Source organism: Streptomyces sp. NPDC016469 (assembly GCF_040632905.1).
Lineage (GTDB): Bacteria > Actinomycetota > Actinomycetes > Streptomycetales > Streptomycetaceae > Streptomyces.
The window spans coordinates 202,539-222,342 of the sequence record NZ_JBEYCQ010000010.1; the positions used below are offsets into that span (position 1 = coordinate 202,539).

At 73.4% G+C, this 19,804-nt stretch carries 17 protein-coding genes; 7 read left to right on the forward strand and 10 right to left on the reverse strand.

The window, feature by feature from the left end; all coding sequences use genetic code 11:
- Positions 1-168: 168 nt before the first annotated feature.
- The 4 genes from ABZ565_RS14290 to ABZ565_RS14305 all read left to right on the forward strand — a co-directional run bounded on the left by ABZ565_RS14290 (position 169) and on the right by ABZ565_RS14305 (position 2,910).
- Complete coding sequence (locus ABZ565_RS14290; RefSeq protein WP_361025195.1) at positions 169-1,785, forward strand: FAD-dependent monooxygenase; 1,617 nt, start codon at positions 169-171, stop codon at positions 1,783-1,785.
- A 32-nt stretch (positions 1,786-1,817) separates the two neighbouring features.
- A complete protein-coding gene (locus tag ABZ565_RS14295) occupies positions 1,818-1,904 on the forward strand; it encodes a putative leader peptide (RefSeq protein ID WP_311307652.1) in 87 nt (28 codons plus the stop codon).
- Positions 1,905-1,978: 74 nt separating this feature from the next.
- Positions 1,979-2,524 (forward strand): cysteine dioxygenase, encoded by a 546-nt coding sequence (locus ABZ565_RS14300; protein ID WP_361025198.1) that lies wholly within the window; start codon positions 1,979-1,981, stop codon positions 2,522-2,524.
- Positions 2,521-2,910, forward strand: a complete 390-nt coding sequence (locus ABZ565_RS14305; RefSeq protein WP_361025201.1) for a rhodanese-like domain-containing protein — start codon at positions 2,521-2,523, stop codon at positions 2,908-2,910. The genes ABZ565_RS14300 and ABZ565_RS14305 overlap by 4 nt, the downstream gene beginning before the upstream one ends.
- A gap of 41 nt (positions 2,911-2,951) precedes the next feature.
- Here ABZ565_RS14305 and ABZ565_RS14310 read toward each other — a convergent pair whose 3' ends face one another.
- Positions 2,952-5,507: an FtsX-like permease family protein gene (locus ABZ565_RS14310; RefSeq protein ID WP_361025204.1), complete on the reverse strand. Its 2,556-nt coding sequence runs from the start codon at positions 5,505-5,507 to the stop codon at positions 2,952-2,954.
- Positions 5,504-6,136: a helix-turn-helix domain-containing protein gene (locus ABZ565_RS14315; RefSeq protein ID WP_361025207.1), complete on the reverse strand. Its 633-nt coding sequence runs from the start codon at positions 6,134-6,136 to the stop codon at positions 5,504-5,506. The genes ABZ565_RS14310 and ABZ565_RS14315 overlap by 4 nt, the downstream gene beginning before the upstream one ends.
- Positions 6,137-6,866: 730 nt before the next feature.
- Between ABZ565_RS14315 and ABZ565_RS14320 the strand changes: the two genes are divergently transcribed.
- Complete coding sequence (locus ABZ565_RS14320) at positions 6,867-7,523, forward strand: hypothetical protein (RefSeq protein WP_361025210.1); 657 nt, start codon at positions 6,867-6,869, stop codon at positions 7,521-7,523.
- A 29-nt stretch (positions 7,524-7,552) separates the two neighbouring features.
- Here ABZ565_RS14320 and recX read toward each other — a convergent pair whose 3' ends face one another.
- The 5 genes from recX to ABZ565_RS14345 all read right to left on the reverse strand — a co-directional run bounded on the left by recX (position 7,553) and on the right by ABZ565_RS14345 (position 11,938).
- Entirely contained in the window at positions 7,553-8,194 is a 642-nt protein-coding gene (recX, locus tag ABZ565_RS14325; RefSeq protein ID WP_361025213.1) for a recombination regulator RecX, read from the reverse strand.
- 3 nt (positions 8,195-8,197) lie between these two features.
- Complete coding sequence (recA, locus tag ABZ565_RS14330) at positions 8,198-9,325, reverse strand: recombinase RecA (protein WP_361025216.1); 1,128 nt, start codon at positions 9,323-9,325, stop codon at positions 8,198-8,200.
- 213 nt (positions 9,326-9,538) lie between these two features.
- The gene (locus tag ABZ565_RS14335) at positions 9,539-10,297 is read right to left on the reverse strand and encodes a hypothetical protein (protein ID WP_361025219.1); all 759 of its coding nucleotides are present in this window, start codon (positions 10,295-10,297) and stop codon (positions 9,539-9,541) included.
- 78 nt (positions 10,298-10,375) lie between these two features.
- On the reverse strand, positions 10,376-11,584 hold the full coding sequence (locus ABZ565_RS14340) for an AI-2E family transporter (RefSeq protein ID WP_361025313.1): 1,209 nt from the start codon (positions 11,582-11,584) through the stop codon (positions 10,376-10,378).
- 159 nt (positions 11,585-11,743) lie between these two features.
- A complete protein-coding gene (locus ABZ565_RS14345; protein WP_018105295.1) occupies positions 11,744-11,938 on the reverse strand; it encodes a DUF3046 domain-containing protein in 195 nt (64 codons plus the stop codon).
- A 79-nt stretch (positions 11,939-12,017) separates the two neighbouring features.
- Between ABZ565_RS14345 and ABZ565_RS14350 the strand changes: the two genes are divergently transcribed.
- Positions 12,018-12,932 (forward strand): hypothetical protein, encoded by a 915-nt coding sequence (locus ABZ565_RS14350; protein WP_361025223.1) that lies wholly within the window; start codon positions 12,018-12,020, stop codon positions 12,930-12,932.
- Between the two features lie 118 nt (positions 12,933-13,050).
- On the opposite strand, the gene ABZ565_RS14355 is transcribed toward ABZ565_RS14350, so the two are convergent.
- The 3 genes from ABZ565_RS14355 to ABZ565_RS14365 are packed head-to-tail and all read right to left on the reverse strand — an operon-like array spanning position 13,051 to position 15,024.
- Complete coding sequence (locus ABZ565_RS14355) at positions 13,051-13,356, reverse strand: AzlD domain-containing protein (RefSeq protein WP_361025226.1); 306 nt, start codon at positions 13,354-13,356, stop codon at positions 13,051-13,053.
- Positions 13,353-14,150: an AzlC family ABC transporter permease gene (locus ABZ565_RS14360; RefSeq protein WP_361025229.1), complete on the reverse strand. Its 798-nt coding sequence runs from the start codon at positions 14,148-14,150 to the stop codon at positions 13,353-13,355. Before ABZ565_RS14360 ends, ABZ565_RS14355 begins: the two co-directional genes overlap by 4 nt.
- 10 nt (positions 14,151-14,160) lie before the next feature.
- Positions 14,161-15,024: an AraC family transcriptional regulator gene (locus ABZ565_RS14365; RefSeq protein WP_361025232.1), complete on the reverse strand. Its 864-nt coding sequence runs from the start codon at positions 15,022-15,024 to the stop codon at positions 14,161-14,163.
- 101 nt (positions 15,025-15,125) lie between these two features.
- On the opposite strand from ABZ565_RS14365, the gene ABZ565_RS14370 reads away from it, so the two are divergent.
- Positions 15,126-19,799 carry a DEAD/DEAH box helicase gene (locus ABZ565_RS14370; protein WP_361025235.1) on the forward strand — a complete coding sequence of 1,558 codons (4,674 nt, stop codon included), beginning with the start codon at positions 15,126-15,128 and terminating at the stop codon, positions 19,797-19,799.
- The last annotated feature ends 5 nt before the right edge of the window (positions 19,800-19,804 follow it).

A 19,804-nucleotide genomic window follows, 5' to 3' on the forward strand; every position in this document is an offset into this window, starting at 1 on the left:
ACACCTGCCACCGCCCCTCGCCGCGTTCCGGCGTCGCTTGACGCAAGCACCGGCAGTAGGTTGCATACGTTCTGTGATCGCGCACCGAGTCCCCGACGCCTCAGCACCCCCTTCGACGCCCGCGCACCTTCCGTTCCGTTTCACCAGCCTCTCGACGGGGGACGCGCCGTGGACCCGGTGATCGTCGTCGGTGCCGGGCCGGTCGGCCTGGCGCTCTCGCTGGCCCTCGCCGCGCAGGGTGTGCCGTCCGTGCTGCTCGACGAGGACCCCGACAGCGACGAGACCCGCCCCGCCCGCACGGTCGTCCTGCGCGAGGACACCGCGGCCTTCCTGGAGCGGCTGGGCTGCAAGGCGCTGCGGGACGAGGGGCTGCGCTGGTCCGGCTGGCGTTCGGTACGGCGCCGGCAGCTGGTGCGCGAGCTGCCGCTCGGCGAGGACCCGGTCCCGGGCAGCGGTGTCCCCGCCGCTCCCGTGCACGTACCGCAGCACGCGCTCGTACGGGGTCTGCGGGATGCGGTGGCCGCGCGGGAGCTGGTGCAGATGGCAGGGCCCAGCCGGATCGACACCCTGGAGCAGGACCCGGCCGGGGTCACCGTGCACACCAGGGAGCCCGGATCGACCTGGTGGCGAGGGAGTTACCTGGTCGGCTGCGACGGGGCCCGGTCCACCGTGCGCAAACTCCTCGACATCCGGTTTCCCGGGCGTACGGCGGTGGAACGGCACGCCGTGGCCGCGCTGCGCGCCGAGCTGCCCCAGCCCGGTGAGGCCGTGCTGCACCGGTCGCCGCCCTGGCGCACCGGCGGCGCCGAAGTGACCGCCAGGCCCCTGCCCGACGACGTGTGGCGGCTGGACTGGCTGCTGCCCGCGCGCGGCGAGCTGGTCACGCCGGACGCGCTCGTCACCCGGGTCCGGGACACCCTGGCCGGCTGGTGCGGCGAGACACCTCCGTACGAGCTGCTGGACACCGGGGTCTACACGCTGCACCACCGGCTGGCCCGCCGGTGGCGGGTGAAGCGGTCCTTCCTGGCCGGGGACGCCGCCCATCTGCTGGGGGCCCTCGGAACCCAAGGGCTCGACGAAGGGCTGCGGGACGCGGAGAACCTGGCCTGGAAGCTGGCCCTGGCCTGGCATCACGGGGCGTCCGACGCGCTCCTCGACAGCTACCAGGCCGAACGCCGGGCCGCCGTCGCCGCACGGCTGCGCGCCGCCGACCAGTCGCTGCCGATACTGCGGGGCGGCGGAGGGCTGCGGACGCTCGTACCGGGGAGCGCACGGGGGCACGACACCCTGCTGATGGACGGGCATCTGGGCTGCGGCCCCCTCGGTGCGCCCCCTTCCTACGCGCTGTCCCCCCTTGCGCCCGCGCGCAGCGAGGCGCACACCTCGGTGGGCACGCCCCCCGGTGCGCCGGTGGCCGATGTACGGGTCACGGCGCCCGACGGCACCCCGGTGCGGCTGCGGGAGCGGCTGGGGCAGGGGCAGCTCCTCGTGGTGCTGGTGGCGCCCGGAACCGGAGTATGGGACCGGCGCCACTGGATGCGCGCCGGAGTGATGCCCCGGCTGGCGGAGGCGGTCGCGGGGCTTCCGGTAAAGGCCGAACTGCTGGTGGCCGAGAGCTATCCGGGGGCCTCCGCGCACACGGTCCTGCTGGTCAGGCCGGACGGCCATCTCGTGGAGGCGTTCGGCGGGGTGCGTCCGGCCGAACTGTTCGCGGCGGCGGACGCGGCGCGCGGCGGTGCGGCCACGACCTCGGTGCGTGCCGACAGGACCGCGGACGTCAATTGACCCGCACGGGCGCGCATGGTCTACTCCCGGTCATGACCGACACCGATGTGCGCCTGTGGCGGAGGGTCCATATGGACCTGCTCCGCTATGCGGGCTGCGTGTGTCGCCCGTCCTGCTGAATCGCCTTCACCTGCCTTCGCCGTGCGCTGTGCCGTACGGCGGGGCGTCCGCGCGAACTCTCAGGACGGTCTCCATGTCTGCCTCGCCCTTCCCCGCTGCCCCCGTGCCCACGCGCACGTCCGCTCCGGCTCCGACCGCCGCGGAACTGCTCGACTTCGTCCGCCGCACCGCCGAGGACGCCGCACTCATCGCCTCCCTTCCCCTCGACCCCGAGGGCCGAACCTGGATCCGGCTCGACGGTCCCGGCGGCAGCGAGGCGTGGCTGATCGGCTGGCCGCCGGGTACCGGCACCGGCTGGCACGACCACGCCGACTCGGTCGGCGCCTTCCTCACCGCGGCCGGCACGCTCAAGGAGCACTCCCTCGCGGCCAGGCTGCCCACCGACGGCTGGAAGACCCTGGAACTGGCCGAGGACATCGACCGCACCCGGGAACTGACCCCTGGCCGGGGCAGGGCCTTCGGCCGCCATCACGTCCACGAGGTGCTGAACGAATCCCCCACGGAGCACGCCGTCTCCGTCCACGCGTACTACCCGCCGCTGCCGCGCATCCGCCGCTACAGCCGCACCGGCGCGGTGCTCCGCCTGGAACAGACCGAGGGACCGGAGGATTGGCAGTGAGCGACGGGCCCCTCGGGATCGATGAATTGCTGGAGCGGGTCAGGGCCGGTTACGAACGGCTCGGCCCGCAGGAGGCGCGAGCGGCGGCCTCCGAGGGCGCCCTGCTCGTGGACATCCGCTACGCGGAGCTGCGCGAACGGGACGGGCTGATCCCGGGGGCGCTGGTGATCGAGCGCAACGAACTGGAATGGCGGCTGGACCCGCGGGGAAGCCACCGTGTCCCGGAGGCGGTGGACCACGGCCTGCGGGTGGTGGTGATCTGCAACGAGGGTTACGCGTCGAGCCTGGCGGCCGAGTCGCTGCACCGGCTCGGCCTGTACCGGGCGACGGACCTGGTGGGCGGCTTCCAGGCGTGGCGCGCGGCGGGCCTTCCGGTCGATACGTGAGGTGAGGGGGCGGCCCGGGCCGCCCCCTCATGTCGTCCTCGTCACCGGCCCGCGGCCACCTCCACCGGACGGGTCCGCAGCGCGAACCGGCCGGGCAGTGCCGTCGCCACCAGGGCGAGCAGCGCGGCGGCGCCGACCACGGCCCCGTACACCAGTGGCAGGACACCGGGCGCCGCGCTCCCCGTCATGCCGAGGCTGAACGCCGTCAGTACGGCGAGTGCGATACCGGTTCCGAGGGCGGCGGAGATCACCAGGACCGACAGGGTCTCGGTACGGAGCATCCGCAGCACCTGACGGCGCGTGGCGCCGGCGAGGCGCAGGAGCGCGAACTCCCTGAAGCGCTCCGACACCGACATGGCCAGCGTGTTGACGACGGCGATGGCGGTGAAGGCGAGAACCAGCCCCATGGCAAGGAGGTTGACCTCGCCGTTCTCCTGGCCCCGGTCGGCCTGGAGCCGGTCGGCAACCGCGGGTTCGACGACCTCGACGCCGGGGAACTTCTCCACGGCGGCGGACAGTTCGGCCCCGGACGCGTCCCCGGCCACCAGGACCGTCGCGGCGAGGGGGTTGTCCATGTGCCGGGTGAGCAGGTCGTGCGGCAGAGTGAGGTCCCCGAAGCCGAGACCCCGGTGGTAGACGGCGGCGACGGTGAGGGTGGTGGGGGTGCCGTCCCCGAGGTGCAGGGCGAGTTCGCTGCCGACGTGCAGCCCGAGCCGGTCGGCGGCCAGTTCACTGATCGCGGCGGCCCGCTCGTTCGTGGCGAACGTGGCGAGGGAACCGCTCGTCACGCCCGGGTCCCAGGTGCGGGTGAGCCCCGGACCGGTGACGCCCTGTGCGGCGTACTTCTCAAGACCCACCCGCACGGTGGTGCGTACGACCTCCGTGGCGGCGGTGACCCCGGGCGTCGCGCGGACCGCGTCCGTCGCCGCCGACGGAACGCCCGGCCCCTGCGCGCCGAGCACCCAGGTGGCGCGAGTGCCTTCCCCGGCCTGGGCGCGCGCGGCGTCGCCGACGGTCGGCTGGAGGAAGAAGACCGTGCAGGTCATTCCGATGAGCAGGGTGAGCGGCGTGACGACGGAGGCCATCCGGGTGGAGTTTCCCCGGACGTTCGCGGTGGCAAGGGTGCTCATGGGACCCGTCCGTCGGAGCACACCCGCCATCAGGAAGGCGGCGGCCCGCACAAGGAGGGGCCCCAGTAGCGACACAGCCGTGGCCAGCACCACCACGGCCAGGAAGGTCACGGGGGTCGAGGCGGCCTCGGTGTGCAGCACGCTCAGGACACCGGCCAGCGCACCGCCGCCGGCGAGCAGGAGCAGCCCCGCGAGGACGCGTCCCCGGGCCGGGCCGCGGCGCTCGACCGCGGACTCGGCCATCGCCTCGGCCGGACGCAGACCGGCGATCCGGCGGCCGGAGATCCGGGCGGCGGCCCAGGCGCCGAGCAGGGTGACGGCGACGGCGGCGCAGGCGGGGAGGATCCCGGCCGTACGTTCCAGGGTCGGCGGGATCACGCCCATGCCGGTGAACCGGTCGTGCAGCCAGGCGGCGAGCGGCAGCCCGGCGACTGCGCCGAGGACCCCGGCGAAGGCCCCGACGACCAGGGCCTCCCGGCCGAGCAGCCGGCGGACCTGCCGCGAGGTGGCGGCGATGGTACGGAGCAGGGCCAGCTCGCGGTGGCGTTGCTGGATGGAGAGGGCGAACGTCCCGACCACGACGAGCACGGCGACCAGCAGCGAGGTGCCGCCCATGGCTCCGCCCATCGAGACCAGCTTGACGCGGGCCCCCGCAGCGTCGAGGAATTCGACCGGTCCGCGTCCGTCGCCCGTCGCGACCTGGGCTGTGGTGGCCTTGAGGGCCGTCGTGACCTGCTCCTTCAGCGTGCCGGTGTCCGTACCGGGCTCGGGCAGGACGCCGATCGCGCTGACCCGGCCCGCGCGGTCCGCGAGCCGCTGGGCCTCCGCCGCGGAGAAGAACAGCGAGCGCTGCTGCCGGAGTTCGGCCCGCCCCCGGGGGGTTGCGATGCCGCTGATCCGGTACGTGTGAGGGGCGCGGGTCGACTGCACGGTGACCTGGTCCCCGGTCGTGAGGCCCGCCCGTACGGCGAGGGTCCGGTCGATCACCACGTCGTCGGGGGACGCCGGGGCACGGCCGGCGGTCAGCGCGAAGGGGGTCAGTGGGGCGGACGACCAGGCGTGCCCGTAGAACGGGATGTCGTCGTCCGCTCCGTGGTCGGGAAGACCGAGCGGCTGGGCGAGGAAGGTCAGTTCGGGGATGACCGTGCGAACCCCCGGCAGGCGGCGCAGCCGGTCGGCGGTGGCGGCGGGGAGCCAGGCCCGTTCGGCTACGGGCTTCGCCTTGTGCTTGGTCTTCGTCTTGCCGTTGCCCTTGTGCTTGACGGTCGTGCGGTGAACGTTCTGGTCGGCCGAGACGATCAGCGGGGTGGCCGCGTACCGCTCGGTGGCGATCCGGCCGCGCAGGCCGGTCTCCAGCAGGGTGCCGCAGGCGGTGACGAGCGCGGCGGCGCACATGAGGGCGAGGAACGCCCCGAGGAATCCCGCCTTGCGGTGCCGGATCGTCCGCAGGGCGTAGCGCTGCATCATGAGGCGTCCGTCTCTGGTCGGCCGGTGGGGGTGGGCGGGGTCGCGCGGTCCGGATCGGGGGCCGGGAAGGCGAGCAGTCGGGTGTGAACCGTCCGGGCACCCGGCGCGGTGCCGGCGCCGGGGCGCCTGTAGCGGTTCATCAGGGCGATGTACTCCTCGAAGAACGCGCGGAGCTCGGGGAGAGTGAGGCTCAACGCGCCCCGCGAGTACGCGAAGGCGTCGGCCCACTCGTCCGGCGCCGCGTCGGCGCTCTCGCGCTGGAGCCGTTCGAAGAGGGCGAGGTCGGCGGCGTACGCGTGACGGTTCAGTTCGTCGATGACGAAGCTCAGTTCGGGCGTCCGCCGGGACGGCGGCGGAAAGCGCCGGTCCCCGGGAACGGCCCGCCGCCACCGGCTCCGACGCCCGGCCGGCTCCTGCGGCACGGTGTCCGCCACGAAGCCGTAGCGGGCCAGCTCACGCAGGTGGTAGCTGGTCGCCCCGGTGTTCAGCCCCAGTGCGCGGGCCAGGATCGCGGAGGTCGCGGGGCCGTGCAGGGTGAGGTGCTGAAGGATCTGCTGGCGTCGCGGCTGGGCGAGCGCTTTGAGGGCGGCCAACTCCGTGATCTCTGTACCACCGGGCTTCTCTGGCATGTGTCACACACTGCTCTGTGCACAGATACCTGTGCACTGGAGCAACCCGGCGTCTCCACAGGGGGGTTGTCCCCCGGAGAGGGCCGGGCGGGGCACTCCCCGGAGGGGCTGGGTGGGGCGTGTATACGGCTGTGTACGCGAGGGCGGGGTGCGGCTGCGGGGGGTGCAGGGGCAGCCTTGCGCGGTCCTGGGTGCGGGCGCGCTGAAGACGGGGAGCGGCTCACCTCCCTGACGCCGCGCTCGGGGGCGGGCAGCGGGGCTTCGGGCGGTACGGCCGCACGCCGGACCCGGGCGGTACGCCGCACGCCGGACCCGGGCGCGCCTCCGCTCAGGGGGGCGATGCGGCGCAACGCCGGACGCCGGGGCCGGCGGACCGAGCGCGGGGCCGACGCACCGCCGGGCACCGGAGCCGGCGAACGGGGCGCGGTGCCGTCGTCCCCGCCGGGCGCGGCGCCCCGCCGGGGACGACGGCACCGCTCATCGCCCCGCGCGGCCTCCGCGTCCGCTCATCGCCCGTCCGGGCGCGCCGCGTCCGGACGACGGGCTCTCGTCTCACCCGTGACCGCCACCGGAATGCCCCGTGACACACCCGTATGGCGTCGCTCAGGTGGAGCGCCCCGGGCGACGGACGGACATTCGCCTCACGGCGGGCGCTGCCGCTCCGGCCGCCCCGCCCGCCGGAACCGCCATCAGGGCGCCGGTACGCCGCTACGACGGGGAGCACGCACCGATGCCGACCACCGCCACCGCCCTCACCCCCGACGAACTCGACGCCCAAGCCGCACGCCTCCATGACACGGACGCCTGGCAGCACATCGTCAGCGGCTGGGACCTGATCGCATCCGCCCCCGAGTCCCCCCGCCCCACGAGCACCGCCGCGTCCGCCGACGTGCCGGACGCAGCCGCCCCCGCTGCCGACTGGCACGCCCTGCTCTCCGTGCCGGTGGACCGGCTCATCGCCGACGCCGTCCGGACGCTGCCCCCCGCCGCGCCGCGCGAGCGCCCCCTCCCCGGGCGCATCGGTGCGATCCTGCCCGACCGGCTCCACGCGTGGCGGCGCGTCGGACGGCCCGATGTCCAGCCGTCCGTCCATCTCGCCCATGCCCGGCGGATCCTGACCGAGTGGGGCTGGCAGAACACCCCGTACCGGCTCCGCAACATCCGGGGCGCTCGCTGCGTCTGCGGCGCCATGCTCACCGCGCACCGCCTGGGCTACGGCTCGGCGGAGACGGTCGACCGGGCCGGGGCCTGGCTGATCGCCGAGCTTCGCTCCCAGGGTTGGACCGGGCTGATCGGTCCCTGGAACCGCTACCCGGGGCGCACAGCCGAGGACGCCCTCGCGCTGATCGACGCCACCATCAGCCGCGCGGCCCGCGTCGGCCAGTAGCGGCCCCGGCGGCACGGCGTCGCTCCCCGTCAGAAGGGCTCGTCCAGCCCCTCCGTGTCCTCCCCCTCTTCCTCCAGCGCCCGGCGCACCACGCGCAGGGCCATCCCCTCGCCGTACCCCTTGCGAGCGAGCATGCCCGCCAGGCGGCGCAGGCGTTTGTCGCGGTCCAGTCCCCGGGTGGACCGGAGCTTGCGGGCGACGAGCTCCCGCGCGGTCTCCTCCTCCTGCTCGGAGTCGAGCTGCCCGACGGCTTCATCGATCACGGCGGCGTCCACCCCCTTGGTCCGCAGCTCACGGACCAGCGCCCGGCGGGCGAGCCCGCGGCCGTGGTGCCGGGACTCCACCCAGGCGTCGGCGAACGCGGCGTCATCGATCAGCCCGACGTCCTCGAAGCGGGACAGCACCTCTTCGGCCGCCTCGTCCGGGATCTCCCGCTTGCGGAGGGCGTCCGCGAGCTGCTTGCGGGTGCGCGGTGTGCCGGTGAGCAGGCGCAGGCAGATGTTGCGGGCCTGCTCGACCGGGTCGCGCGGTTCCCCCTTCTCGGCCCTCGACGAGGAGGGGGAACCGCTGTCACTGGACCGGGAGCGGGAACGGCGTCCCGCTCCCTCACCGGATCCGGAGGCCGCGCCGGGGTCGGCGGCGCCGGCCGGCCACTCAGTACGACGCGTCACGGCTTAGCTCTTGGCCGCGGCCGCCTTGGCCGGCTTGGCCTTGCCGGCCGCCGCCGTCGCCGGCTTCGCCGCGGCTTCGGCCGGAGCCGCCGCGCCAGCCGCATCCGCACCGGACTCGGCGGAGGCGTCCTCGGGCTGGACGCCGATGCCCAGCTTCACCAGGATCTTCTTCTCGATCTCGTTGGCGAGGTCGGGGTTGTCCTTGAGGAAGTTGCGCGCGTTCTCCTTGCCCTGGCCGAGCTGGTCGCCCTCGTACGTGTACCAGGCGCCGGCCTTGCGGACGAAGCCGTGCTCCACGCCCATGTCGATCAGACCGCCCTCGCGGCTGATGCCCTGGCCGTAGAGGATGTCGAACTCGGCCTGCTTGAAGGGCGGCGCCACCTTGTTCTTGACGACCTTGACGCGGGTGCGGTTGCCGACCGCGTCGGTGCCGTCCTTGAGCGTCTCGATCCGGCGGATGTCGAGGCGCACCGAGGCGTAGAACTTGAGCGCGCGGCCACCGGTGGTGGTCTCCGGCGAGCCGAACATCACACCGATCTTCTCGCGGAGCTGGTTGATGAAGATCGCGGTGGTCTTGGACTGGTTGAGCGCGCTGGTGATCTTCCGGAGCGCCTGGCTCATCAGGCGGGCCTGGAGACCCACGTGCGAGTCGCCCATCTCACCCTCGATCTCCGCGCGCGGCACCAGGGCCGCGACGGAGTCGATGACGATGAGGTCGAGGGCACCCGAGCGGACCAGCATGTCGACGATCTCAAGGGCCTGCTCGCCGTTGTCCGGCTGGGACAGGATGAGGTTGTCGATGTCGACGCCGAGCTTCTTCGCGTACTCCGGGTCGAGGGCGTGCTCCGCGTCGATGAAGGCCACCGAGCCACCGAGCTTCTGCGCGTTCGCCACGGCGTGCAGCGTCAGCGTCGTCTTACCGGAGGACTCCGGTCCGTACACCTCCACCACACGGCCGCGCGGCAGGCCGCCGACGCCGAGCGCGACGTCGAGCGCGGTGGACCCGGTGGGAATCACCTCGATGGGCTCGTTCGGCCGCTCGCCGAGGCGCATCACCGCGCCCTTGCCGAATTGCCGTTCAATCTGTGCGAGTGCGGCGTCCAGCGCCTTCTCGCGGTCGGTTCCTGCCATGGGTTCCACCCGATTTGCTTGAGTCGATCGCTTCACGTCAAAGACGCTAACCCCTGCCACTGACAATGGGCCTCGACGTCCTCCCGGCCTGTGGACAACTCCACGGTCGGGCCCGGGAAAACCCGGCCGGAATCCCATAAGAATGGATGTTCGATTTTAGTGTCAAGCGCACCGCGCCGCCTCTCCATGACAGGCACGGAGGGGCGGGCCCGGTCAGCTCCGGGGGCGGTCGCGGGGGCTGTAGGCGAGCCTGAACTGCGGGAAGCGTTCGCTCCGGGGATCCAGGAGATCGATCAGCGCGACCAGCTGGACCTGGAGATCCTTGAGGCGGTCGACGGCCCGGGACGTGTCGGCCGCAAGCCTGTCCACGTCCGCCAGGGGACCGGAGAACCACGCGGCGAACTCCTGGTCGTGTGCCAGCTTCGAGCAGAACTCCGCGTAGCCCAGGCAGCGGCGGCGGCCCGGCTCACTGTCGGGATGGACCATGAGCTCACCGACGGCCCGCTGCTGGGCGCCGAACAGACGGAGTTCGTCACTCACCGTGTCGATCTTGGACAGGCTGGTGCCGATCCGGGAGATCCGCGTCATGACCCGCGCGTTGACGCGACTCCTGCCCAGGTCCAGGAACTGGATGTCACGGCGCAGGATCTCCACCCAGCCCAGATACTCGGCCAGCACGAAGACCGTGCTGCGCCGGACGAACTCGGCCTCGCGAGGAGTGCCCCGCGTGAGGAAATTCGTCAGGAAACCGTTGCCGCGCGCGGGATCCTGGTCGGTGTCATGCCCGTGCAGGATGTTGTACAGCCTGCTCTGCAGATCGAACGCGGCCCATGCCAAGGCAGCCCTGTACCGGTCCATGTAGTCGCGCTGCTCCCTGGACCGCAGACGGCGCTGCTGCCAGTAGCTGAAGAGCGCGGCTGCCGCCGCACCGCAGACCGCTACGGCCGCCGACGCCAGGGACAGCCATTCCATATTCCCCCCCAGGGTCGGCACGACATCCCGCGCCTCAGCCTACGGGGCCACCCAGATCGCTCCCCCGGGATGGGGGTCTCAACTGCCGCTCGGCCCCGAAGGCCCCTCCGGCCGGCGCGGCTCCCCCGGCTCCTCGCCGTCCGGCTGCCCGTCCGTGCCCCGGCCGTCCTCGCCCGCGAGCGCGGCGCGCAGGCGTCTCAGGCGCGTCCACAGGGGCTCGCCCCGCACGCCGGGGCGGCTGCCGTGGACGCGCGGGTCGTCGGTGACGTCGTAGCGCTTCACGTACGCGCCGAGGAACGCCTGGAGCGTGGCCACGGCCGGGATGGCGATCAGCGCGCCGACGGCGCCCAGGAGCGCCGTACCCGCGATGACCGAGCCGAACGCCACGGCGGGGTGGATGTCCACCGTCTTCGCGGTGAGTTTGGGCTGGAGCATGTAGTTCTCGAACTGCTGGTACACCACGACAAAGCCGAGGACCCACAGCGCGTACCAGGGATCGACGGTGAAGGCGATCAGCATCGGCAGGGCGCCCGCGAGGTAGGTGCCGATCGTGGGGATGAACTGGGAGACGAGCCCGACCCAGACCGCGAGCGCCGGCGCGTACGGCACTCCGAGGGCGGCCAGCAGGATGTAGTGCGCGATGCCGGAGACAAGCGCCATCAGGCCGCGGGAGTAGAGGTAGCCGCCGGTCTTGTCGACGGCGATCTCCCAGGCCCGCAGCACCTCCGCCTGGCGGGCGGGGGGCAGCACGGAGCACAGTCCGCGGCGCAGCCGGGGACCGTCCGCCGCGAAGTAGAAGGAGAACAGGAAGATCGTCAGCAGGCGGAAGAGGCCGCCGAGGACGGTCGCCGAGACGTCGAGCACGCCGGTCGCGCTGTTCTGGACGTACTTCTGCAGCCAGTCGGAGTGCAGCAGGCTGTCCTGGACCTCGACGCGGGAGAGCTCCGTGTGAAAGGTCTGGTTGACCCAGTTGATCACCGAGTCGAGGTACTTCGGGAAGTCCTCCACCATGTCGACGATCTGGCCCGCGAGCATCGAGCCGAGCAGGACGACGAAGCCGGCGCCGGCGATCAGCACGCCGAGGAAGACGAGGAGGGTGGCGAGGCCCCGGCGCATGCCGCGGGCGGACATCCGGCTCACGGCGGGTTCGATGGCGAGCGCCAGGAAGAAGGAGATCAGCACATTGATCAGCAGGCCGATGAGCTGGTCGAACGCCCAGCTGCCGAGCCGGAAGCAGGCGTAGAGCGCGAGGGCGAGGACCATGGCACGCGGCAGCCAGGCGGGCATGCGGGCGGGCCCGGCGCCGGACGGCGGGGCCGGTGGTACGGGCGGCGTGCGGGGCGGCTGGATCTGAGCGGTCTCGTCTGTGGGTGCCACGGAGCAAGTCTGGCCTATGTGGGTGACAAGGCCTCGCGCACCCCGGAAGGTCGCCTGCCCGCCCCGTCGTCAGCGCCTGTCGGCGGGGATGTCCATCGCGGCGCAGACCCCGCGCCAGACGTCCTTCGCCTCCCAGCCGGCCGCCAGTGCCTCGTGGACTGTACGTCCGCCCAGCTCGGCCATCACGTGGTCGCGTGCGAAGGAGTCCGCGTAGCCCGCGCCGAAGTGGTCCGCCATCCGTTCCCAGAAAATCGTCAACCGCATGCCTTCAGTATCCCGCTCCTGAGAGTGCAGCCGGGCCGCATCGGCCCTGCTCGGGGGGCCGAAGCCCTACGGTCGGTCCATGGCTGCAACTGGAACAAGTCCCCTCGACCGGGCCGAGCAGTTCATCTGGCTCACGGCCCGTGTCCTCGAACAGCGGCGGTTCGCCCATCAATATCTGGAGGGAGGCGCGGACGCGGTGGAGACGGCCCTCACCGCGTATGCCAATGAGGACGGCGGTTACGGCCACGCGCTCGAACCGGATCTGCGCGGCCCCGTCAGTCAGCCCCTGCACACCGCCCACGCGCTCAGTGTCCTCGACTCCATCGGCCGGTGCGGAGGCCTGCGGGTGGAACGGATCTGCCGGTATCTGACGGAGGTGTCCACCAAGGAGGGCGCCCTGCCCGCGCTGCTGCCCTCCCAGCGCGACTATCCGGCGGCCCCCTTCATCCCGATCGTGGACGACCCGCCGGCCGAGCTGCTGGCCACCGGCCCCGTCGTCGGGCTGCTGCACCGCAACGCGGTGTGGCACGCCTGGCTCTTCCGGGCGACAGACTTCTGCTGGTCGGCCGTGGACGCCCTGGAGGTGTCGCATCCGTACGAGATCGAGGCGGCGGTCGCCTTTCTCGACGGGGTGCCGGACCGGCCCCGGGCGGAGGCCGCCGCCGAACGGCTGGGGCGGCTGGTACGCGACCAGCGGCTCGCCGTGCTCGATCCGGACCGGCGCGCGGAGTACCCGGTGGCCCCGGGGTACGCACCGGGAGAGCAGCACTTCCCGTACGACTACGCCCGTACACCCGCGTCGCTCGCCCGGCGGTGGTTCTCCGACCCCGAGATGGAGCGCTCGCTCGACCATCTCGCCGCCGCGCAGGAGGCGGACGGCGGCTGGCCGGTCACCTGGCGGCAGTGGGCACCCGGGACGGCGCTGGAGGGTCGCCCCCTGGTGACCCTTAGGGCGCTGGAAACACTGAGGGCGCACGGCCGCATCCTGGCTTGAGGTCCGGTTTCCGGCTTGAGGGGCGGCGCGGCGGGGAAAGCCCGCGCCGGTAAGGGGCACGCTCCAGGAGGCATGCCCCTTACGATCCCAGCCGGACAGCCGGACAGCCCAACAGGCCCTAACCCAGCGCACGCACTCCCGCGGTGACGGCCACGGCGGCGCCCACGACCACCAGGAAGGGGGCGCGCAGGACAAGGGCGAGTGCGGCGGCCGCGAGGCCCGCACCCCTGGCGTCCAGGGCCAGGTGCTGTCCGTCGCCGAAGGTCTGCTGGGCGGTGAGCGCGGCCAGCAGGGCCACCGGCAGCAGGGCGGCCAGGCGCTGCACCAGCGGGCGTTCCAACGCGCCGGCGGGCACCAGAAGACCGAGGAGTTTGGCCAGGTAGCAGCCGACGCAGGTCAGCGCGATGGCGATCCAGACGTTCATCGGTCCCCCTCCACCCGGGTCGCACCGGCGTCCTCGGTCTCGGTCCCGCTCACGCCATGCCCCTTGGCCCGCCCCATGAGGAACAGGACGACGGGCGCGGCCAGCGCGGACAGCAGCACCGGCACCCCGGCCGGCAGCACCGGCAGGAGGCCGAGGGCGAGCAGCACGGCGAGCGCCGCCGTCACACGCTCCGTCGTGGACTTCAGCATCGGGGCGAGCAGCGCGAGGAAGACGGCCGGGCTGGCCGCGTCGAGCCCCCAGGCGTCGGTGTCGCCGAGCGCCTCGGCGCCCATCGCGCCCACCAGGGTGGTCAGGTTCCACAGCACGTAGAGGGTGAGTCCGGTGACGGTGAAGCCGATGCGCGCGGCCCGCCGGGTGGGCTGGGGCAGCGTCACGGCGGTGGTTTCGTCGATGACCCACTGGGCGGCGAGCGGGCGCAGGGCGCGCGGCAGGGCGAGGAGCTGGGAGAGCCGCAGGCCGTAGAAGGCGTTGCGCACGCCGAGGAAGAACGCCCCGGCGGCCGCGGTGTACGGGTTGCCGCCGGCGGCGAGCGCGCCGACCAGGGCGAACTGGGAGGCGCCGGTGAACACGAGCAGGCTGAGCGCGCATGTCTGGAGCAGACTCAGGCCGGAGCCCGCCGAGGTGACGCCGAAGGCGAAGCCGGAAAGACCGACGGCTATGCCGACGCCGAGTGCGTCGCGTACGACGGCCGAGTCCGGCTTGGTCCCGGCGGCAAGTGCGCTGCCGCCGGGCGGGTCGGCGGTGGTGCGGAGGGGTGCTGTCTGTTTCGCCACGTTCAGCACGCTACCGGGGCCGTTCCGGGTCGGTCTTGTACGTTCTTGCACGTTCACGCTGGTAGGCGCCGGGGGTCACTCCCACGATCCGGGTGAAGTGACGGTTGAGATGCGGCTGGTCGGTGAAGCCGACCTCCGCGGCCGCGACCGAGGGGGCCGTGCCCGCGTCGAGCATCCGGCGCGCACGCCGCACCCTGGCATCGGTGAGCCAGGTGTGCGGGGGCATGCCGTACTGCTTCTTGAACGCGCGCAGCAGCGCGAAGGGGCTTGTGCCCAGCTCGGCGGCCAGCGCCTCCAGGGTGGGCGGTTCGGCCATCCTGGCTTCCAGGACGGCCCGGGCGCGCGCCGCGTCGCGGGCTCCGGCGGCGCGGGGGGCCGAGACGGGAAACGCGGTGCCGTGCCGGGTGAGCAGGCGGGTGACGACGACCCGCAGCACGCTGTCGGCGGCCAGTGCGTTGCCCTCCTCGGCCGCCCGGTGGACCTCGGCTATCAGCCGGGCCGCGTACGGATCGGCCACCCCGGTCTCGGCGAAGCCTATGGTGCCGCGCAGGCGCGTCGTATCCGCGGCGATGTCGTTGATCACCTGCGCGGACGGGTAGAGCGTGTCGTACACCCAGCCTTCGGGGACACCCGCGCGGGCGGTGTGCGGCACCTCCGGGTTGATCATGACGACGGTCCCGGGCCCCGCGTGCAGGGTGCCGGCGGGCGTTCCGATGTCCTCGACACCGTGGCTCACCGTGGCGACGACATAGCCCTCGTGGCTGTGGCGCGGGAAGGTGTGCCGGATGTAGCGGGCCCGCAGCAGGTCGAGGTCGGGCAGCTCCGCGTAACTCCAGTGCCGCGCCCACTCCCCCGGTTGCTGTGCTCCTGCCATGCTGGAATTGTCCCAGCTCGCGGGCGGTCCGGCCGTGGGCCCTGCGGCCCGCCCGGCGGTTGTCGGGGCCGTTGTCAGTGGCGGGGTGCACGATGGGGGACATGACCGGCTCCGCACTCGATTCCTTCTCCCCCGCGACCCGCAGCTGGTTCGCGGGGGCCTTCAGCGCGCCGACCGCCGCGCAGGAAGGCGCCTGGCGGGCGATCGGCGAGGGGTCGGACGTGCTGGTCGTCGCCCCGACCGGCTCGGGCAAGACGCTGGCCGCCTTCCTCGCCGCCCTGGACCGGCTGGCGGCCGTCCCCCCGCCGGCGGAGGCGAAGAAGCGCTGCCGCGTGCTGTACGTGTCGCCGCTCAAGGCGCTCGCGGTCGATGTGGAGCGCAATCTGCGCTCACCACTGACCGGCATCCGCCAGGAGTCGGTGCGCCAAGGGCTGCCCGAGCCCGAGGTCAGGGTGGGCATCCGTTCGGGCGACACCCCGGCCGCCGAGCGCCGCTCGATGGCGACCCGCCCGCCGGACATCCTGATCACGACGCCCGAGTCGCTGTTCCTGATGCTGACCTCATCGGCCCGCGAGGCCCTGTCCGGCATCGAGACGGTGATCCTGGACGAGGTGCACGCGGTCGCGGGCACCAAGCGCGGTGCCCATCTCGCCGTATCGCTGGAGCGCCTGGACGAGCTGCTGCCCCGGCCGGCCCGGCGCATCGGTCTGTCGGCCACGGTCCGGCCGGTCGACGAGGTGGCGCGCTTCCTGTCGCCCCGGCGCAAGGTGGAGATCGTCCAGCCGCCGTCCAGCAAAGAGTTCGACCTGTCGGTGGTCGTGCCCGTCGAGGACCTGGGCGAGCTGGGCGGTTCCCCCGCCACCGACGACTCCTCGGGGCAGGCCGAGAAGCCGTCGATCTGGCCGCATGTGGAGGAGCGGATCGCCGATCTCGTCCAGGCGCACCGCTCCACGATCGTCTTCGCCAACTCCCGCCGCCTCGCGGAGCGCCTGTGCAACCGGCTCAACGAGATCGCGTACGAGAGGGCCACCGGCGAGACCATGCCGGAGGCCCACTCCCCCGCCGAGATCATGGCGGAGTCCGGGGCGGCCAAGGGAGCTCCCGCCCTGCTGGCCCGGGCCCACCACGGATCGGTGTCCAAGGAGCAGCGCGCCCAGGTCGAGGAGGACCTGAAGGCGGGGAGGCTGCCCGCGGTCGTCGCCACTTCCAGCCTGGAGCTGGGCATCGACATGGGGGCGGTCGACCTGGTGATCCAGGTCGAGTCCCCGCCCTCGGTCGCCTCCGGGCTGCAGCGCGTCGGCCGCGCCGGCCACCAGGTGGGCGCGGTCTCCACCGGCGTCGTCTTCCCGAAGTACCGCGGCGACCTGGTGCAGGCGGCCGTGGTCACCGAACGGATGCGGACGGGCTCGATCGAGGCGCTGCGCGTCCCGTCCAATCCGCTGGACGTGCTGGCCCAGCAGCTCGTCGCGATGGTCGCGCTGGACAGCTGGCAGGTGGACGACCTGCTCGCGGTGGTCCGCCGGGCCGCCCCCTTCGCGTCGCTGCCCGAGTCGGCGTTCACGGCCGTCCTCGACATGCTCGCGGGCCGCTATCCGTCCGACGCCTTCGCGGAGCTGCGGCCCCGCGTCGTCTGGGACCGCGTCGCCGGTACGGTCACGGGCCGTCCCGGTGCGCAGCGCCTCGCCGTCACCTCGGGCGGGACCATCCCCGACCGGGGCCTCTTCGGGGTGTTCCTCGCCGGTGCCGACCCCAAGAAGGGCGGTGGCCGGGTCGGTGAGCTGGACGAGGAGATGGTCTACGAGTCCCGGGTCGGCGACGTCTTCACGCTGGGCACGACCTCCTGGCGGATCGAGGACATCACCCGTGACCGGGTCCTCGTCTCCCCCGCGCCCGGTGTCCCCGGGCGGCTGCCGTTCTGGAAGGGAGACCAGCTGGGCCGCCCGCTGGAGCTGGGCCGCGCCCTGGGGGCCTTCCTGCGCGAGCTCGGCGGGCTCTCCCCCGAGGACGCCCGGGACCGCCTGCTCTCCGCCGGCCTGGACACCTGGGCCGTCGACAACGTCCTGGCGTATCTGGACGAGCAGCGCCGGGCCTGCGGTCACGTACCGGACGACCGGACGATCCTCGTCGAGCGCTTCCGGGACGAGCTGGGCGACTGGCGGGTCGTCGTGCATTCCCCGTTCGGCGCGCAGGTTCACGCCCCGTGGGCGCTGGCGCTGAGCGCCCGCCTCGCCGAGCGGTACGGCATGGACGCACAGGTCATGCACGCCGACGACGGCATCGTCCTGCGGCTTCCCGACGCCGACATGATGGGCCTGGACCTCCTGGACTTCGACCCGGCGCAGGACCCGCCCCAGGAGCCCGGCCAGGACGCATCCGCACCGCTCGCCCCCGCCAACACCGCCTTCGACAGCGACCAGCCCCCGGTCGGCGCCGCCGATGTGGCCTTCGACAAGGGCGAGATCGAACAGATCGTCACCGACCAGGTCGGCGGCTCCGCCCTGTTCGCCTCGCGGTTCCGTGAGTGCGCCGCCAGGGCGCTGCTGCTCCCCCGCCGCAGCCCCGGCAAACGCACCCCGCTCTGGCAGCAGCGTCAGCGGGCCGCGCAGCTCCTCCAGGTCGCCTCCGAGTTCGGCTCCTTCCCCATCGTTCTCGAAGCGGTCCGTGAATGCCTCCAGGACGTCTTCGACGTCCCGGGGCTCACGGAGGTGATGGGCGACCTGGAGGCCCGGCGCATCCGCCTGGTCGAGGTCACCACCCCGGAGCCCTCCCCCTTCGCCCGCTCCCTCCTCTTCGGATACGTTGCGCAGTTCCTGTACGAGGGCGATTCGCCGCTCGCCGAACGGCGCGCCGCCGCGCTCTCCCTGGACTCCCGGCTGCTCGCCGAGCTGCTGGGCAGGGCGGAGCTGCGCGAACTGCTCGACGCCGATGTGCTGACCGAGCTGGAGCGGGAACTCCAGTGGCTGGCGGACGACCGCCGGGTCAAGGACGCCGAGGGGGTCGCGGACCTGCTGCGGGTGCTCGGCCCGCTCACCGACGAGGAGCTGGCCGAGCGCGGGGCCGAGGCCGCCTGGGCGCGGGAGCTGGAGTCCGCCCGCCGCGCCATCCGCGTCCGGATCGCCGGGGCGGCCCACTGGGCGGCGATCGAGGACGCGGGCCGGCTGCGCGACGCCCTGGGCACGGTGCTCCCGGTCGGCGTTCCCGAAGCGTTCACCGAGCCGGTGAAGGACCCCCTCGGCGACCTCCTCGCCCGGTACGCCCGTACGCACGGCCCGTTCACCTCCACCGCGGCAGCGGCCCGGTTCGGACTCGGCACGGCCGTCACCGACGGGGCACTGCAACGGCTCGCGGCGTCGGACCGCATCGTCCAGGGCGAGTTCCACCCCGCCGGAATCGGCCAGGAATGGTGCGACGCCACGGTGCTGCGGCGGCTGCGACGCCGTTCGCTGGCCGCCCTCCGGCACGAGCTGGAGCCGGTCCCGCCCGCCGCCCTGGCCGGGTTCCTCCCGCAGTGGCAGCACCTCGGCGGCAACAGCCTGCGCGGCATCGACGGACTGGCCCGTGCCGTCGAGCAGCTTCAGGGTGCGCCCGTCCCCGCCTCCGCGCTGGAACGGCTCGTCCTGCCCGGCCGGGTCACCGGATACAGCCCCGCGCTCCTGGACGAGCTGACCACCACCGGCGAAGTCGTCTGGGCCGGCGCGGGCGCCCTCCCCGGCAAGGATGGCTGGATCTCCCTCTACCTCGCCGACAGCGCGCCGCTGCTCCTCCCCCCGCCCCGCCCCCTGGAGCTGAGCGCACTGCACGAGTCCGTGCTGACCGCGCTCGGCGGGGGTTACGGGCTGTTCTTCCGCCAGATCGCCGATCAGGTCCGCGCCACCACCCACCCCGACTGCACCGACGCGCAACTGGCGGACGCCTTGTGGGACCTCGCCTGGTCCGGCCGTCTGACCAACGACACGCTCGCGCCGCTGCGCTCCCTCCTGGGCTCGGGCCGTACGGCCGGCTCGACCGCGCACCGCGCCCGGCGCAATGTCCCGCGCGGCCGTTACGGCACCCTCACCGCTGCCGCCCGCCCGGCTTCCCGCACCGGGCCGCCCACGGTCTCGGGCCGCTGGTCCCTGCTGCCGGCCATCGAGCCCGAGCCCACGCACCGCGCCCACGCCCTGGCGCGCACGCTGCTCGACCGCCACGGGGTGGTCACCCGGGGCGCGGTGCAGGCCGAGGGCGTCGAGGGCGGCTTCTCGGCGGCGTACCGGGTGCTGTCGGCCTTCGAGGACAACGGGCAGGCGCGTCGGGGGTACGTCGTGGAGGGGCTGGGGGCCGCCCAGTTCGCGATGGACGGCGCGGTCGACCGGCTCCGCGCGGTGTCCACAGCCCGGGACCGTACGGAGCCGGGGGCGGACCCCCGCGCCCTCGTCCTCGCGGCGGCCGACCCGGCCAACGCGTACGGCGCCGCCCTCCCGTGGCCGGAGCCGCCGGACGGGGCCGGGCACAAGCCGGGCCGCAAGGCGGGCTCGCTCGTGGTCCTGGTCGACGGTGAGCTGACGCTGTACATGGAGCGCGGTGGCAAGACGCTGCTGGCCTGGCCGACCGATCCGGACGATCCCGCGCTCCGGGCGGCGGCCGGAGCGCTGGCCTCGGCCGCCCGTGCCGGGGCCCTCGGCACGGTGACCGTCGAGCGCACCAACGGCGCCTCGTCCCTGACCTCGCCCCTGGGGCGCACGCTGGAGGCGGCCGGCTTCCTCGCCACCCCGAGGGGCCTGCGCCTGCGCGCGTAACCTGC

Excerpts from the sequence above, each read along its gene's own strand:
- ABZ565_RS14345 (WP_018105295.1), bottom strand. The coding sequence starts at position 11,938 with ATGCGGTTGACGATTTTCTGGGAACGGATGGCGGACCACTTCGGCGCG.
- ABZ565_RS14310 (WP_361025204.1), bottom strand. The coding sequence starts at position 5,507 with ATGATGCAGCGCTACGCCCTGCGGACGATCCGGCACCGCAAGGCGGGA.
- ABZ565_RS14370 (WP_361025235.1), top strand. The coding sequence starts at position 15,126 with ATGACCGGCTCCGCACTCGATTCCTTCTCCCCCGCGACCCGCAGCTGG.
- ABZ565_RS14335 (WP_361025219.1), bottom strand. The coding sequence starts at position 10,297 with ATGGAATGGCTGTCCCTGGCGTCGGCGGCCGTAGCGGTCTGCGGTGCG.
- recA (WP_361025216.1), bottom strand. The coding sequence starts at position 9,325 with ATGGCAGGAACCGACCGCGAGAAGGCGCTGGACGCCGCACTCGCACAG.
- ABZ565_RS14315 (WP_361025207.1), bottom strand. The coding sequence starts at position 6,136 with ATGCCAGAGAAGCCCGGTGGTACAGAGATCACGGAGTTGGCCGCCCTC.
- ABZ565_RS14355 (WP_361025226.1), bottom strand. The coding sequence starts at position 13,356 with ATGAACGTCTGGATCGCCATCGCGCTGACCTGCGTCGGCTGCTACCTG.
- ABZ565_RS14365 (WP_361025232.1), bottom strand. The coding sequence starts at position 15,024 with ATGGCAGGAGCACAGCAACCGGGGGAGTGGGCGCGGCACTGGAGTTAC.
- ABZ565_RS14350 (WP_361025223.1), top strand. The coding sequence starts at position 12,018 with ATGGCTGCAACTGGAACAAGTCCCCTCGACCGGGCCGAGCAGTTCATC.
- ABZ565_RS14295 (WP_311307652.1), top strand. The coding sequence starts at position 1,818 with ATGACCGACACCGATGTGCGCCTGTGGCGGAGGGTCCATATGGACCTG.
- ABZ565_RS14340 (WP_361025313.1), bottom strand. The coding sequence starts at position 11,584 with ATGCCCGCCTGGCTGCCGCGTGCCATGGTCCTCGCCCTCGCGCTCTAC.
- ABZ565_RS14300 (WP_361025198.1), top strand. The coding sequence starts at position 1,979 with ATGTCTGCCTCGCCCTTCCCCGCTGCCCCCGTGCCCACGCGCACGTCC.
- ABZ565_RS14320 (WP_361025210.1), top strand. The coding sequence starts at position 6,867 with ATGCCGACCACCGCCACCGCCCTCACCCCCGACGAACTCGACGCCCAA.